13 protein-coding genes are annotated in these 15204 nt (G+C 68.3%); 6 read left to right on the forward strand and 7 right to left on the reverse strand.

Features of this window, described 5'->3' with window-relative positions:
* Nucleotides 1-56 precede the first annotated feature (56 nt).
* On the forward strand, nucleotides 57-1307 hold the full coding sequence (locus tag AB0M27_RS30610; RefSeq protein ID WP_365726329.1) for a hypothetical protein: 1251 nt from the start codon (nucleotides 57-59) through the stop codon (nucleotides 1305-1307).
* Between the two features lie 115 nt (nucleotides 1308-1422).
* Here AB0M27_RS30610 and AB0M27_RS30615 read toward each other — a convergent pair whose 3' ends face one another.
* Together AB0M27_RS30615 and AB0M27_RS30620 are read right to left on the reverse strand one after the other, a co-directional pair.
* Nucleotides 1423-1608, reverse strand: coding sequence for a DUF397 domain-containing protein (locus tag AB0M27_RS30615; protein WP_365726331.1), 186 nt, complete (start codon nucleotides 1606-1608; stop codon nucleotides 1423-1425).
* Nucleotides 1605-2471: a helix-turn-helix transcriptional regulator gene (locus AB0M27_RS30620; RefSeq protein ID WP_365726333.1), complete on the reverse strand. Its 867-nt coding sequence runs from the start codon at nucleotides 2469-2471 to the stop codon at nucleotides 1605-1607. Before AB0M27_RS30620 ends, AB0M27_RS30615 begins: the two co-directional genes overlap by 4 nt.
* Before the next feature lie 184 nt (nucleotides 2472-2655).
* On the opposite strand from AB0M27_RS30620, the gene AB0M27_RS30625 reads away from it, so the two are divergent.
* A complete protein-coding gene (locus tag AB0M27_RS30625; RefSeq protein WP_365726334.1) occupies nucleotides 2656-3123 on the forward strand; it encodes an ATP-binding protein in 468 nt (155 codons plus the stop codon).
* Between the two features lie 173 nt (nucleotides 3124-3296).
* The gene (locus AB0M27_RS30630) at nucleotides 3297-3437 is read left to right on the forward strand and encodes a hypothetical protein (protein WP_365726335.1); all 141 of its coding nucleotides are present in this window, start codon (nucleotides 3297-3299) and stop codon (nucleotides 3435-3437) included.
* Between the two features lie 291 nt (nucleotides 3438-3728).
* On the opposite strand, the gene AB0M27_RS30635 is transcribed toward AB0M27_RS30630, so the two are convergent.
* From AB0M27_RS30635 to AB0M27_RS30645, 3 genes are all read right to left on the reverse strand, one after another.
* Complete coding sequence (locus AB0M27_RS30635) at nucleotides 3729-4850, reverse strand: hypothetical protein (RefSeq protein WP_365726336.1); 1122 nt, start codon at nucleotides 4848-4850, stop codon at nucleotides 3729-3731.
* Complete coding sequence (locus AB0M27_RS30640) at nucleotides 4772-5329, reverse strand: DUF262 domain-containing protein (protein WP_365726338.1); 558 nt, start codon at nucleotides 5327-5329, stop codon at nucleotides 4772-4774. The genes AB0M27_RS30635 and AB0M27_RS30640 overlap by 79 nt, the downstream gene beginning before the upstream one ends.
* A 283-nt stretch (nucleotides 5330-5612) precedes the next feature.
* On the reverse strand, nucleotides 5613-6113 hold the full coding sequence (locus tag AB0M27_RS30645; protein ID WP_365726340.1) for a hypothetical protein: 501 nt from the start codon (nucleotides 6111-6113) through the stop codon (nucleotides 5613-5615).
* Between the two features lie 242 nt (nucleotides 6114-6355).
* Here AB0M27_RS30645 and AB0M27_RS30650 point away from each other — a divergent pair, with 242 nt between their 5' ends.
* The 3 genes from AB0M27_RS30650 to AB0M27_RS30660 all read left to right on the forward strand — a co-directional run bounded on the left by AB0M27_RS30650 (nucleotide 6356) and on the right by AB0M27_RS30660 (nucleotide 11610).
* Nucleotides 6356-8173: a DUF4357 domain-containing protein gene (locus AB0M27_RS30650; RefSeq protein ID WP_365726342.1), complete on the forward strand. Its 1818-nt coding sequence runs from the start codon at nucleotides 6356-6358 to the stop codon at nucleotides 8171-8173.
* Entirely contained in the window at nucleotides 8170-9399 is a 1230-nt protein-coding gene (locus tag AB0M27_RS30655; RefSeq protein WP_365726344.1) for a restriction endonuclease, read from the forward strand. The genes AB0M27_RS30650 and AB0M27_RS30655 overlap by 4 nt, the downstream gene beginning before the upstream one ends.
* 75 nt (nucleotides 9400-9474) lie before the next feature.
* Complete coding sequence (locus AB0M27_RS30660; protein ID WP_365726346.1) at nucleotides 9475-11610, forward strand: UvrD-helicase domain-containing protein; 2136 nt, start codon at nucleotides 9475-9477, stop codon at nucleotides 11608-11610.
* Nucleotides 11611-11623: 13 nt separating this feature from the next.
* Here the strand turns inward: AB0M27_RS30660 and AB0M27_RS30665 are convergent, their stop codons facing one another.
* Both AB0M27_RS30665 and AB0M27_RS30670 read right to left on the reverse strand, forming a co-directional pair.
* Complete coding sequence (locus tag AB0M27_RS30665) at nucleotides 11624-13282, reverse strand: N-6 DNA methylase (RefSeq protein ID WP_365726348.1); 1659 nt, start codon at nucleotides 13280-13282, stop codon at nucleotides 11624-11626.
* 248 nt (nucleotides 13283-13530) lie between these two features.
* The gene (locus AB0M27_RS30670; protein ID WP_365726350.1) at nucleotides 13531-15069 is read right to left on the reverse strand and encodes a VWA domain-containing protein; all 1539 of its coding nucleotides are present in this window, start codon (nucleotides 15067-15069) and stop codon (nucleotides 13531-13533) included.
* Nucleotides 15070-15204 lie beyond the last annotated feature (135 nt).

The following is a 15204-nucleotide window of genomic DNA, read 5'->3' on the forward strand; positions in this document are numbered from 1 at the left end:
TCGCCGCGCGCACCCTGACCACCCTCAACTGCGAGAAGCCACTTCAGGAGCGGGCAATGGACAACGAGATTCAGCTGATCAGTGACGGTGATGGACTGGCGGTCATCGGGAATGCGACGGATGTCGAACGCTTCCTCGTCTCGGAGGGACTGCCGTCGAAGGACCTCGAACTGCAACGGCTCAAATCCGCCTTCGGTACCGGGGCTGCGGTCGCGCAGGCAGGTTCGGACATTGCCGCCAACTCCGGTCGCTGGGTGAAGCTGACCCAGGAGTCCGCGCAGCGTGTCAAGAAGTTCGGGCTGATGGAAAGCAAGACACCAGGCGTCAGCCATGCGATGGTGGGGAGACCTGGCTCGATCAAGTCATGGCTCCAGATCGAGAAGGGGGCCGGCTCGTTCCTGACCAATCCGGGGCTTCTGGCTGGTGCCGCGGGGATCATGGCACAGCTCGCGATGCAGCAGACCATGGACGAGATCACCGACTATCTCGCGAGGATCGACGAGAAGGTCGACGACGTACTGCGCGCCCAGAAGGACGCTGTGGTGGCCCGCATGATCGGGGTGGACCTCATCATCGAGGAGGCCATGACCATCCGGGAGCAGGTGGGCCGCGTCTCCGAGGTCACGTGGTCAAAGGTGCAGGCCGCGCCGGCGGCGATCGCAGACACCCAGGCGTATGCGTTGCGTCAACTCGATGCACTCGCAGAGAAGATGGAGGGCAAAACCAAGATCGGTGACCTCGCCACGACGGCCAAGGAAGTCGAGTCCAAGGCTCGGGAGTGGCTCGCTGGGCTGGCTCGTTGCTTCCAATTGCAGGACGCGATCGCCGTGCTCGAACTCGATCGAGTGCTGGACGCGGCTCCGGACGAGCTGGACCGGCATCGCCTCGGGCTTCGGGTTGCCCGACAGAAGCGGCTGGATCTCATCTCGCGGAGCACCGAGCGTCTGGTGGCCCGGATGAATGCGGCTGCCGGCACGGCCAACGCGAAGGTGCTGCTGAACCCGACCAAGTCCCCGGCTGTAGTCCAGTCGAGCAACCATGTCGCAACCCGTGTCTATGACTTCCACTCGCGGCTCGGGATTGAGTCTGGTCCCCAGTCGTCGGAGGCGAGACGGTGGGTGGACGCGGCCGTGGAGGCGAGGGACAAGGCGCTCGAGACAGGAGCAAAAAGCGTCGATGCCGCCATGAGCCTCGGCAACGAGACCCTCGACCGGGCCAGCTCGGTAACGGGCCAGCTCTCCAGCGGGATCGCCGAACGAGCGCGCCGTTGGCTCGGGGACGAGGAGCGACGCGGCGAGAAAGGCTGAGTGAGCGCCGACCGCGAGCCACCTGCTTAGCCCGACTACGCTCTCAACTGCGAAGAGCCGGTTTACGCGTCACGGTGGCATGCGCCTGCAGGCCTGCCACCGTGGCGCGTCGTCTTCAGGCCTCCGCCACAAAGTGCAGGAAGCGCAACCAGCCGTCCCGGCCCACGGCAAAGGGAGTGCGCATCGAGTCCTTGGAGTCGCGCACGTGCACGGCCTGCTCAGTGACGGCGACCTCGATGCAGTTGTCGCCCTGGGTGCCGCTGTAACTGGACTTGAACCACACCAGTTCCGTCGTGCTCATAGCTCTCCTCGCAGTCGCTCCAGCAGGCCTCGTGAGTCTTTGGGGTTCAGGGCCTGCGAGTGCAGTGTGTCATAGCGTTGATAGAGGAGGCTCACCTCTTTCACGTCGGAGATCAGGCGGCCGTTCTGCTGGCCCTCGGAGTAAGCGAACCTCTGCCTCTTCGGCGTTTCCAGAAGCCATACCGGCCCATCCAGGCAACCGTGAAACTCGGTGTCCATCGGCATGGTTTGAAGTGTCACGTTCCGCAGGGTGCCAAGCTTCAACACGTGGTCGAGCACGCCCCGCAGCACCTCGGAACCCCCGAGCCGACGCCGGAACACATGCTCCTCCACGATGAAGCTGAACGGAACGTGAGTCCGCTCGTACAGCACCCTCTGACGCTCCAGCCGGGCAGCCACCTGCGCCTCCAGCTGGTCGTCAGACAGCAAGGGGATGCCGTTGTCGAACACCGCCCGCGCATACCCCTCCGACTGCAATATGCCCGGCACCAACCGGCACTCATACGAAGCCAGACTCACCGCCACCTTCTCCAGCCGAGCCCACTGCCGGAACCAAGCCGCCAGCCCCGCCTCCCCTCGCGTCAGAAACCGCGCCGACCTCCGCAACGCCCCGGTATTCCCCAGCACCTCCTCCGCCCGCTCCACGAACGACTCGTCCGGCATCCGCCTCCCCAGCTCCACCGACTCCACCGTGTGCTTGGAGAACCGGACCAGCTCTGCGAACTCGGCCCGGCTGAGCCCCGCGTTCTCCCGTAACGCCTGGACGACGGCCCCGAAGGTCCGCAGACTGTCCGACGGGTCCGGCTCCCGTTCCGCCTCGCAGACCGTCAGCTCGTCGCTCGCCCCCACGCCACCGCCCGTCATGCGCGGTCACCTCCAGATACCTGCCTGCATGGCCGTTGCCGGCCGTTGCCGTCGTCCCCGCACTGGACAACACCCAGGGTGACCGCAGGTTTCGCGTACCGTCCACGGAATGCGCCCTTACGCTGACGCACCGTACGGGCCGCACCCCTGGATCACACTCCCGCGCGCCCGGCACCGTGGCCCCATGAACGCGACCACGCCTCAGCTCCGCTCCCCTTTGCGCACCTTCGCGCAGCAGTTGTCGTCCACCCGCCGCGGAGCCCGCCTCGGCCGCCTGCTCACCTATGAGCAGCTGCGCTCCTGGGAGGTGTCCCCCACCGTCACCGAGCGTGCCGAGCAGATCGTCGCCGAACTAGCCGCGAACGCCGTCCTCCACGGGCGCGTCCAAGGCCGCGACTTCCGTCTGGCCTTCACTCTCGACCACCCGGCCGCCGGCGTCCTCCGCATCGCGGTCACCGACGCCCGCGGTGACCGACTCCCCACGGCGTTGACCGAGTTCGTAACCCCGCACGACAGCGAGACCGGCCGCGGGCTCCTCCTCGTGACTGCCCTGGCCGACCGCTGGGGCACAGAGCCGTATCCGCCCGGCGGCAAGACCGTGTGGGCCGAACTCTCCCTCGGCCCCAGCGAGCCGCGGCAGCCGAACGATTAGGAGGCGGGGTCACCAACCGGGATAGCGGTCCCACCCGTGCCGGTCCCACCCGGCACGTATTCGCCGCCGCTGGGTGAATCCACGAGCTCGAGCAGCAGGTCGCGGGCCAAGGTGTCGAGCACCCACGCCAGTTGGTGACGGCTCACCAGCTCCACAGGCAGTGCCCCGATGCCGTGGACAGCGCCCAGCAGCGCGCCGGCGACGCAGGCAACGGAGTCACCGTCCGGTGCTCCGGCCGCGAACTCCAAGGCGGCACCGACATCCGCTGGACCGAGGAAGGACGCGACCACGTAAAGCCCACCGAGAAGGGCTGAGGTGCCGTGGCGTCCGGTGCGAGCTGTGCGGGCCGTCCCACGTGCGCGGGCACGTCGCGCCTGCTCCCAGGGCGCACATGGGTCCCCCGCGGATCGTTCCCGACCCGCCGCTGACCGGAGGACTAGAGTCCCTCATTTCCCGGATCGGGCTCGTCGTCCGGCGTGGCTTGCAGGGCATCCGGCGTGTCGGCCGCCTGCTCTGCGAGGGTGGCCGTCCCCAAGAGGCTCGTAAGGCGCTGACGCATGCGCGCCCGGCGTGCCTCGTAGAACTCCGGGAACCCCACCACGTCCTCAGGCAGGCCGGTGGCGTCGTACTCCCGCAACCAGCTCTCGCGCTCGGCGTCCGACTCGAAGTGCCTCTGGAGCCAGGCGGCCGGGGGCGGCCTGCTTCGAGATGTTCTCGGGTCCCCTGAGCAGCTGCAGGTTCGCCGCTCTGTCCGCACAGTCCTCGATGAGAGGCAGCGCGTCCTCGGAAAGGCCGGCCGCGCGCAGTTTGGCCCGTGAGCGCAGGATGCTGCGCGGAAAGATGTGGTCCTCGTGGAATTGGTCACGGGTGTCGACACCCGGGTACAGCATCGCGAGCATCGGGAACAGCCGCTTCGATCCGTACTTGAGGTCCAGCAGGTCCTCGATCTCGGTGGGCTCGAAGCGGAGCGACTTGCCCTGACGTGCCATCTCCCGTTCGATGGCCTCGGTCGGCCAGCCCTGTCCGCCTTCCTTCTCCAGGGTCGCACGCAGACCGGTGAGCAACCGGTCCAGACCACTGCCCCACACGCCGGACTTCATGAGCGAGCGCTGGAGCCATCGGCGGATCGCCGCACGGTCGTCCCTGAACGCGTCCGAGGTGCGGTAGTTGTCCCCCAGGCCGCGTCGGTGGAGGTAGTAAGCCAGAGGAATGACCGCGCTGTTGGCCGTGAGGGTGACACCGGAGAACCCGAAGTCGGCGAGCAGCGCCACACCGAGGCGCAGTGCGCTCTCGATGTCGGCCCACTGCTTCTCCAGGTTGGTCATGGTGTCGCGGTCGAAGTTGTCCACCTTGAACCGGATGTCGCCCTTCCCCAGCAGCACGAGACCCGTCTTGAGGACGAGGTCCTTGCTGAAGGCGAAGCCCTGCCCGATCCCGTTGAGCTCGTCCACGAGCCGGTGGATGCTCTCGCGGGCGTCGCGCTCCACCCACTGAGCGGTGGCCACCGAAAGGAGGAGGTCGGAGTAGGAGAGGACGGCGCCTCCCGAGTTCACCCGGATGAAGATGTTGAGGACCTTGTCCAGTTCCTGAGCGTCCTCGAGGAAGAAGTTCACCGTCGGGGTGACGTGTACGACCTCGTGGAGGCGGGTCAGCACATCGCCGGCGGTGTCGTTGTCCGCGACTCCGTGTCGCTGCAGCGCGCGGATGACGTCCCGGGTGGTCGCCAACTCCCGCACGTCCTGCACGCGGTACCAGTGGGCGTCGCCGCCATCGGTACCCGCCGCGGCTTCCTCCGGGTGAGGAACCGGAAGTCGTACTCGACACCCAGGTCGTCGTCGTGGCCGCGATGCAGGAGGTTGAGGTAGAGGACCTTCTTCGGGTAGGCGAGTGGGTTGTTCGCCCACAAGCGCGGGAGCTTCGCGGTGAACGACCCGCAGAGGCCGATGTTCAGAGCCGTCAGTCGTTGCTGGCCGTCGAGGATCGCCGTGATGGCCCGGTTGCCGAGCGGACCGGTCGGAGCACAGTGGGCGTTGTCGCGTTCGTGGTAGTCGCGCATGAAGTCGTAGAAGGCGAAACGACCGGCGTTGCCTTCGTGGACGTGCCACATGAGGAACGAGCCGATGGGGTATCCGCGCATCAAGCTGTCGAACAGCCGGGTGATCTTGTCGCGCGACCAGACGAACTCACGTTGGATCGCCGGCAACACGTACTCGCGGCGATCTCCAGCGCGCTCGCGATCGTGATGGGCGTCTGGAATGACATGTGTCCCCCCACCGGACTATGGCTGTCGCCCACACCGTAGCGCCCGAAGTCGCGGACTCACAGCCGTCGCAGGCGATCTCGGATCAGCCCGCCTTCCGCTCCCTCCCAGCGACCTGTGCGCCAGTCAGCCAGTCAGTGGGGACCGAGTTCGGCAGGGCAGCCGACGGTCCGGAGGAAGCCGGTTGCCAGCGCGTCTCGCGGAGGTGGAGAAAGAGCCGCACGCCGGCTCAACTTGGCACCGGCTCCCAGCGGTACTGCTCGACAGCCTCGTCGTAGGGGCGCAACAACGGCTCCAGTTCCGTACGCACGAGGTCGGCATCCCCTGGCGGCAGCGTCAGCGACGCCCGTCGCATCCGGACGCTCCACGTCGCCGGGTCCGGGAAGACGGACAGCCGCGGAACCAGGTCGCGCAGGACGAGCCCCTCACGGAACTCGGCCAGGCCGGACACCTCCAGGCGGCAGCCCTCCGTGAACGTGCGCTCCCCGAAGACCACCGGTTCGTCCAGGACCCGCACGGGACTGGCAACCGAAGCCCGGCCGATGACACGTCCCAGGTCGCGCGTAGGGTTCCGGAAGCAGCATCGCGTGGTGTACAGGAAGACCTCGTCGCCCTCCTGCAGAGCACGGGCCGCCTGGGACCGCCCCGCCGGGAACGCCATCCGCTGCTCGGTCACCACCCAGCTCAGGGCGGCACGGTCTCCGATGATCAGCAGGTGCGTGGACGACATGCCGATCACGATAGCCGCCGGCTGGCGCACCGACAGCCCAGTGCGCCGGTGCGCGCAGCCCCTGGCGCGCGGCGCCATCCTGCGGCGTCGATCGCGCGGCGGGAGTGCGGTAGATGTCGCCTTGATCCACGGCGGACGCGATCCTTCAGCGTCGCGGCCTGCCTGCCTTGAAACCCGACTGTCAGAGGGGGCCCCTATCGTTGTCGGTGGATCTTCTGCGCGGTGTGGGGGGAGTGGTAACCATGGCCGACGACGGCCTGCAGTACCCGGAGTTCTATCTGCGGCTGCCGAACGGCGGGCCGGTCGCCCAGGGGCGCCCTACGAATGAGGTGGGCGACAACGGCAGCCGCAGCTTCGTCGTAGATGCCGGCCAGCCCGTGCGGCCCGAGGTCGTGCCATCGTTCGCCGGCCGGGCAGCGGCCGCGCACCGGCAGCGTGAGGAACTGGTTCGGGAAGGACGGATCAGGCCGTCCAAGAAGTGGCCCGGCTGGCTGGAGACGACGGAAGCAATCACCTTCGGTTCCCCGTCGAGAGCGGCGGCGGTGCTTTCGGGCCGCAACCCGAATGGCTGGGTCGACTGGAAGGCCGAGGACGGCCGGCCCCTCGCCGACTTCATGCCGGGGACTTGGCCCGGCCCGAACCGCCCCTGGCTGGTGCGTGGTTCGAACGTCAGCGGGCTGGACCTCGTCCAGCGGCTGTGGCTGTCCGAAGGGCGGGTCACCCTGGCCGCGTCGCGGCTGCGGCAGGGTGTCGGGCAGGGCATCAGCAAGGACCAGCTGCGCGCACTGGTCCAGGAGGACTACGAGTCCACGGCCACCTACAGCCAGAAGCAACAGCTGGTGGAGGAGTTCCACGCGTTCGTGTCGCGCATGAAGCCCGGCGACACGGTCTGCACCATCTCCGATGGGCGTCTGTACGTCGGGGAGATCACCGGTGAAGTGGAACAGACGGAGTCCGAGGACCGGCGGTCCAATCTGCGCCGGCCCGTGGAGTGGCGGCCCGATGGCCATCCGTACAACGAACTGCCTGAGGAACTCCAGCAGAAACTGTCCGTACAGCACGACGTGATTGACCTGTCCCCCGTCCAAGCTCTCGTCGACGGGCTGGGACTCAGCGATCAGGAGCTGGCCGAGGAAGCCGAGGCCGTAGACCGCGACCCGAGCGTGGAGACCCACGTCCTCACCGCCCGCCGCGAGCTGGAACTGCCCGAGCCGACGGACGAGCTGGCCACCGAACTCCTCGTGCACGACGTGGACTGGCTGCGTGAGGTACGCGATCTGCTGTGGGACGAGCGGCAGCTGGTGCTGTATGGGCCGCCAGGCACGGGCAAGACGTATCTCGCGCTGAAGCTCGCGGAGTTCCTCGGTGGCGGTCCCGAGCAGGTGAAGCTCGTGCAGTTCCATCCCTCGTACGCGTACGAGGACTTCTTTGAGGGCTTCCGCCCGCAGGAGGACCCGGAGACCCGGGAGGTCGCCTTCCGGCTCACCGCAGGTCCGCTGCGTGAACTCGCCGACCTCGCCTCCCGCGAGGGCAATCGGCACATCCCCCATTTCCTGATCATCGACGAGATCAACCGCGCCAACCTGGCGAAGGTCTTCGGCGAGCTGTACTTCCTGCTTGAGTACCGCAACAAGTCGGCGCGACTCACCTACTCCGGTGACGACTTCGCGCTGCCGCCGAACCTGTTCGTGATCGGCACGATGAACACCGCCGACCGGTCCATCGCACTCGTGGACGCGGCCATGCGCCGTCGCTTCGCGTTCGTCGAGCTCTCGCCCCGCACGGAGCCGACGAGCGGGCTGCTGCGCCGCTGGCTGGTGAAGGAGAACAAAGACACCGAGCCTGCAGATCTGCTCGACGCGCTCAACTCCCGTATCGACGATCCGGACTTCCACATAGGGCCGTCGTACCTGATGAACAAGGGGGTCTACCGGGAGGGCGGGCTCGAGCGGACCTGGCGGACGAAGATCCTGCCGCTGCTGGAGGAGCATCACTACGGGGAAGGTGTGGACATCGAGAAGCGGTACGGGCTGACCGCGCTTCGGGAGTCCCTGGCGTGACGGCCGTCGCCGAAGCCGAAGGACCGGCGTCGTGCGTCGAGCTGATCGAGCACGCGCCTGCGGTCAGCCTCGCCCTGCCGGACGGCGTCGGCCGAGCCCTCGCCGCCGGGGACATCGTGGATGCGGCACCCGATCCCTACACTCCGGGCCGCTGGTCGTTGCGTGCTGGCAGCAAGGTCGGCGCGGTAGCCGTCGCGGTGCCGGGCGGTGGGGAGGCGTTCACCGTGCGCGTCAGACCGAAGGTGCCCATTGCCCGCCTCTTCTTCCTGCTCGGCTACAGCCTCGACCCCGAGGACGCATGGCGGGAAGGGGACGTCGAGGTGGCCCAGCACCGGGACCTGTTGCCCGCGCTCGCGCACGCCGTGGAGCGGCAGGTGGACCGGGCGCTGCGGCAGGGCCTGTTGCAGGGATACCGGGCCGCGGAGGAGACCGCTCTCGTCGTGCGTGGTCGGATCCGGGAGGCCGAGCAGATACGGCGGCGGTTCGGCGCGACGCTTCCAGTGGAGGTGGCGTACGACGAGTTCACCACCGACATCGCGGAGAACCGTATCCTGCGCACGGCCGTCGAGCGCCTGCTACGTCTGCCCGGCGTACCGCGCGATGTACGCCGCCGGCTGCTGCACCAGCGTTCCCGGCTCGCCGATGTGACGGCGATCGTCCGGGGGCAGACGATGCCCGACTGGCAGCCCACCCGCCTCAACGCCCGCTACCATCACGCGCTGCACCTGGCGCGGGCCGTCCTGGACGGCACCTCGGCCGAGCATGCGCCCGGCGGGCTGCGTCTCGACGGGTTCCTGTTCGACATGAACAAGCTGTTCGAGGACTTCGTGACGATCGCCCTGCGGGAGGCCGCGCGCGGCGGCGGCCACACTGCCCGGCTGCAGGATCCGCACCACCTCGATGACGCCGCCGCGATCCGTATGAAGCCGGACATCGTGCTGTACGGGCCGGACGGTATCCCGTGCGCGGTGGCGGACGCTAAGTACAAGGCGGAGAAGTCGGGCGGCTTTCCGGACGCCGACCTGTATCAGATGCTGGCCTACTGCACCGCCCTGGGCCTGGGTGAGGGGCACCTGGTGTACGCCAAGGGCAACGCCTCACACGCGGCGCACCGGGTGCGTCACGCGGGCATTGTCATAAATCAGCACGCGCTCGACCTGGACCAGGATCCGGCGGGGCTCCTCGCCGAGATCGCGCAGGTCGCCGGGCGTATGACGGGCCCGTGACGCGGCGGTGGCCTGCGGCCAGTGCGTGCGTATGATCACCTGGGCAGTGTCCGTTTGGGGTGGGGAGTGCACGTCGTGCCGCAGCTCGCGTTGGCCAACAGTTTCTGGGAGAGCTATGACGTCCTGGAGCGGCCCGTCAAGGCCGGCGTGCGCAAGGCGATGCAGAAGTTTCAGCAACTGACCGTTCCGGAGCTGCACGCGGACAAGGGGCTGCACCTGGAGTCCGTCGAGAATGCCCGCGATGCGCGGATGCGGACCATACGCATCAACGACTTCTGGCGAGGCGTGGTCCTCGCGCCGGACGACGGCAGCGATGTGTTCCTGCTCGTCAACGTCGTCCCGCACGACGACGCGTACTCCTGGGCGGCAAAGCGGCTGTACACGACGAACTCCGCGACGCGCGCTCTTGAAGTACGCAACGTGGTGGCGATCGAGCAGCTGACCCCGCGGCTGGAGGAGGCGGCGGCCGCGGCGAATTCACTGCTGTTCGCCACGTACTCGGACACTGTCCTGCGTGAGCTCGGCATCGACAACCAGGTACTGCGAGCCGTGCGCACTATCATCGACAAGGCGCAGCTGGAGGCGTTCGGCACGCTGCTGCCCGAGGACCAGTTCGAGGTGCTGCAGTACCTCGCCGAAGGGTTTGAGCCGGAGGATGTGTACCGAGACGTGGTCGCCGTACGGCGGCCCGTCGATGCGGGTCCCGATCCGGACGAGAGCCTCGCTGCCGTCATCGCCAACACCACCAGCAGGATCACGCTGGTCACCGGACCGGAGGAGCTCGCCGACATCCTGGAGAAGCCGTTCGCGGCCTGGCGGGTGTTCCTGCATCCCTCGCAGCGCCGGGTCGCCTACCGGGTGTCGTTCGGCGGACCGGTCCAGGTCACGGGTGGCCCCGGTACCGGCAAGACGGTCGTGGCCCTGCATCGGGTCAAGCACCTGCTCTCGCGCTCTGCGGACACCCGTGTCCTGCTCACCACGTTCACCAATGCCCTGGCCGCCTCGCTGCGCGAGAACCTGTCCCTGCTGCTGGACGGCGACCAGGCCCTGCTTGACCGGGTGGACATCACCACGGTCAACGCCTACGCGCACGGCGTCGTGACCCGCCTCGAGGGCAAGGCGTCTTCGCCGATCGGGGACCGCGACGAACGGCAACTGTGGCAGCGGGTCATCAAGAAACTCAAGCTGCCGTGGACGGAACAGTTCCTGGCGCAGGAATACCGGCACGTGGTCCTCGCCCAGGACCTGAAAACTCTGGACGACTACCGGGTCGCCGTGCGGCGCGGCCGCGGCAGTTCGCTGTCGCCGGCGCGACGCGAACAATTGTGGCCTGCCGTTGAGCTGTTTGAGCAGATGCTGCGCGACCAGAGGTTGACCACCCACCTGAAGCTGTGCGCCCGAGCGGCCGACCTGCTGGCCTCCTCGGACCCGACGCACGACCATCTGGTGGTCGACGAGGCCCAGGACCTTCACCCCGCCCAGTGGCGTGTCCTGCGGGGCGCGGTGGCGCCCGGCAGCGACGATGTGTTCATCACGGGCGACCCGCATCAGCGCATCTACGACGCGAAGGTTTCCCTCAGGTCGCTGGGGATATCGGTGGCCGGGCGCACGCACCGCCTGCGCATCAACTACCGCAGCACGGAGGAGATCCTCGCTTGGTCCACGGGCATCCTCAGCCCGGTGACCATTGATGACCTGGGAGGCGAAGGCAGCGACACCCTGACCGGCTACCGCTCACTGCTGCACGGCCGCAGGCCGCTCGCGCAGGGTTACGGCTCGGAGCAGGCGGAGGTGGCGGCGCTCGTCGAGCGGGTGGAGGGCTGGATCGCTCAGGGCATCGATCCGTCCGAGATCGGGGTGTGCGCCCGCTTCAACGTGCTGCTCGACAAGGTCTACGACAAACTGACCGCCGCCAAGGTGCCGGTCGTGCGGGTCAGGGACAATCCGGGGCCGGCCGTGGACGGAGTCCGGCTCGCCACCATGCATGCGATGAAGGGGCTGGAGTTTCGCTGTGTAGTGGTGCTGGGGGCGACGGACGGTGCGGTGCCGTTCGCGCGTGAGGTGACGCCGGCATCGGTGGACGCATTGCAGCATGACTCCGACCTGCTGCGTGAGCGGTGTCTGTTGTTCGTGGCCTGCACGCGGGCGCGGGAAGCGCTGGGGGTGTCGTGGAGCGGCATGGCTAGTCCGTTCCTCCCGCAGGCCAAGTAGAGCGCCGGCATCGTCAGTTACCTGGAGCAAGTGCGCCGTTGCCCAGTCCGTCCAGGGCCAGCGCGGCGGCCTCCCGGCTCAGCTCGGCCACTCTTGCCGCCCGCTCCTCGAACTCCTTCAGTGCACGGAAAGCGGCGCCGTAGCGGTGTTGCTCGGCGATGTCCATCTGCGGGATACGGGCGCCCTTGCCGTCGAGGCGGAAGGTACCGCTGGCGCTCGTGGAGCGGCGGGTGTTGGCCGCGCTGCGTAGGAAGCCGTGAAGGAAGTCGGTGTCGAGCTGGTCGCTTACCGAGACGGGCTCGTGATCGCCGTACTCGATGAGTCCGGCGCGTGCGAGGTCGGTGACGCTGACGGAGGAAGCGTCCAGGGCGCCGGGTTGCTCGCCGGCAACCAGCGTCGGCAGCAACTCGTCCAACAGCCGGAGGTGTTCGGCCAGCTCCCGCCGCAAGCAGCGGTATTCGGCTGCGTAGTCGCGGTGGGATTCCTCGACGCGGCGGCCTGGCGTGAGGTCCACGAGGTCGTCGAGAAGCTCGATCAAGGAGACGTCCGCCACTTGGTCAGGCCGTGGCTCGAGGGAGCCGTCCGGATCGTTCGCGGCCAGGTCGACCATGCGCACATGGGTGGCGGCGTCACCGAGGGAAGCGGGGCGGCGCAGGTGCCAGAGGTGAACGGGGAGGGCGTGCGAGGCCGCGACACCCGCCGGCAGGGCAGTGACCTGGGTGAGGATGCCGCGGCGGACGAGCTCGGCGCGGATACGACGGCCGGCTTTTCGGTAGGCGACCGAGGCGGGCATGACCATCAGGACGCGGCCGCCGGGTGCGGTGTGTGCGTAGGCGTGCTGCAGCCAGGCCAGTTCGCCCTCGGCGCGCGAGGGGGTACCCAGTTCCCAGCGGGGGTCGAGGATCAGCTCCTCGCGCCCCCAGTCGGCATCGCCGACCGGTGGGTCGCACACGATGAGGTCTGCCTTCAGGCCCGTCCAGCGGTCCTCGCGCAGGGAGTCCCCTATGGCGATGTCGACGCCGGTGCGTCCGGTGAGGTCGGCTCGTAGCTGGGCGAACCTGGCACTGTGGGTGTCGGATTCCTGGCCGTACCGTTTCGGCCCCTGCTCGGGGCCGACGGCCAGCAGCAGGGTGCCGATACCGCAGGCCGGATCGAAGAGTGTCGCATCCACCGCCACCTCGCCGGCGAAGTGCCGCATGGCGCGGACGATGCGTGGTGAGGTCACCTGATCCGATCCAGCCCTGCGTACGGAGTCGGTGAAACGTTCAGCCAGCGCGCTCACCACCTGCCCAGGGGAACTGCTCTCGGCCAGGGCGCGCAGCAGTCGGACGGAGTCTGCCGGCAGCGCGGGTGGTGCTTTTGCCTCGGGGTCGGTAAGGAACTGTGCGGCATCAACGAGTGCGCCGATCATTTCGTCACCGTAGACTCCGCGCAGCGCCTGCCACAGCTGCACCTCCTCCGAGACGTCCTGCGCCTTGCGCTGCTTGCCCAGCCAGGCCTGCACCTCGGCCAAATCGAAGAGCGGGCTGTTGACACCGACTGAAGCCGGAGCGGGGAAGTCGTCATAGCGCCGACGCCAGTTAGAGACGGCCGCGCGGGTGACGCCTGCGAGACGCGCGATCTCCGCGCCAGTGACCAAGGGACCGGCTGGTGGGGCGGCGCTCTCCGTCATGTGGGCCACCGTACACGGACTTTAGAAACCCATCAACAAAGAATCAGTTGACAGGGTAAACACCATGGCCTACGGAAACCCGTGTACAGCAGACGGCGACACGCCTCTCGCTGAGGCGCCGCAGCGAAACCGCGCACCCGCACGTGGCCATGGACGGCGGGCCGCACCGTGCCGCCGTGGACGGTGACTGACCCCGCAGCCCCATAGCGCGCGCCTGTCAACTACGCGCTGGTTTACCCTCCGTGCGGTCAGAAGAGCGAGTCCGGCGCGTGGCCGATATGGGGGTTGGCGGCCAGTGCGTGCCGACGGAAGCGGCGGGCGTTGAAGTCGGGGCGCCCATCGAGGAGGGCGGCAACAGCCTCGGCGATCGGTTCGCGGTCCTCGGATGTGAGCGGGAGAGTGCGGATGGCCTCAGCGAGGTCGATCCAGGCCCGGCGGGGTGCCTTCGGGTAACTGGCCAGGGTGGGCCGGCCGGTGCCGGGCTGACTGCTCCCCCTCCGCCGGTTAAGTCCGGTGCCCTCGGTGAACTGGCGGCCGCGATTGCGGCCGACGTCGCCGGCGCGCTTGAGCGCGCTCTTCGCGGAGCGCGAGTGGTTACCGGACTCGATGTCGTGGATCAGGGCGGCCAGGACGGCGAGTTCCTCGTCGAGATCTGCGGCCATCTCGGCCGGCGCGGTGGTGGCGGCGGTCTTCACCGCATCCCGCGCCCGCCGCAGCTCCTCGAGCGCCTCCTGCGGGTTGCGGTGCCTGAGGGCGGTTGCGGCGTGCTGCTTGACCTGCTGGGCGCGTTGGAAGACAAGTTCGGTGTGCACGCGGGCATCGGGGCTACGGGTGGCGGCCAGGTCGGGCTGTGCCACCTCGGCGTGCAGGGGGAAGGCGACGGTGTGCTGCTTGAGCGTGGGCAGCTCGGCCCAGGCCAGCTGCAGTTCGCCGAGCCGCACAGGGCCCAGCGGGGGTCCGGCCGGCACGTCCAGGACGAGGGTGAGGGTGCGGGTCTCCCCGGAATACAGGCTTCCTAGCTCGATCAGAGCTCCGTCCGGCGTGGCAGTCACGGGCAGTTCGTTGACGAGCTCGACTGCGCGCACGACTGGTTCCATCCGCAGCAGCAGGCTGACGGCCTGGGCGGCCTGGGACAGCAGGCCGTCGACCTGGGCCGCGATGAACTGCGCGGCGGCATCGGCGTCTTCGGCCATACCGTCGTTGCCGCGACCACCGCGGGCCAGCGCGGCCAGCAGGTGCTCGTCGTATCCCTCGCCGATACCCAGCGCGGAGGTGGTGATGCCCCGGTGGAACGCCTCGTCGGCCTTCTCGCCGAGGATCGCGGGGTCGGTGACGCCGCGGTTGGCGTGCCCGTCACTGATCAGCAGCACGGTGGCGCCGGCGTCTGCAGCCACCCGCTCAGCCTCCTGCAGCCCGCGCAGGTAACCGGCGGACAAATTGGTGGAGCCACCGGGGCGCAGGCCCTCGATAGCGGACTTGACCGCGCCCTTGTCCGTCAGCGGGCCTGCCGGGGCGACGACCTGGACCTGGTCGTCGAAGGCGACCAGTCCGAAGTTGTCGTCCGGCCGGAGGCGGTCGACCAAGTCCTTCAGCGCTGTCTTGGCCACCTCCAGCGGCCCCCTCCCCATGGAGCCGCTGCGGTCGAGAACCACCTGCAGGGTGTGCGGGGGCCGGATGACCGCATTTGCCGGATCCAGCCGAGGCGCGGTGATGTCAAGCAGGACCGGCACCTGTTCATCCGCGCCCTGCGCGATGAGGTCGAACTGCATACGTGCGTCGATGCGCATGCACACCCCCCTTATGCGGTGGAGACGGCTGCTGCAGACGCCCCCATTACCTTGTTGATCAGCCCCGCAATGGGGTGCCCGGCCTCTGGGACGGCATGACTGTTCCCCCCTGTAGTTCGCATGATCTGGGGGGTG

The organism is Streptomyces sp. NPDC052107, from assembly GCF_040680215.1.
GTDB lineage: Bacteria > Actinomycetota > Actinomycetes > Streptomycetales > Streptomycetaceae > Streptomyces.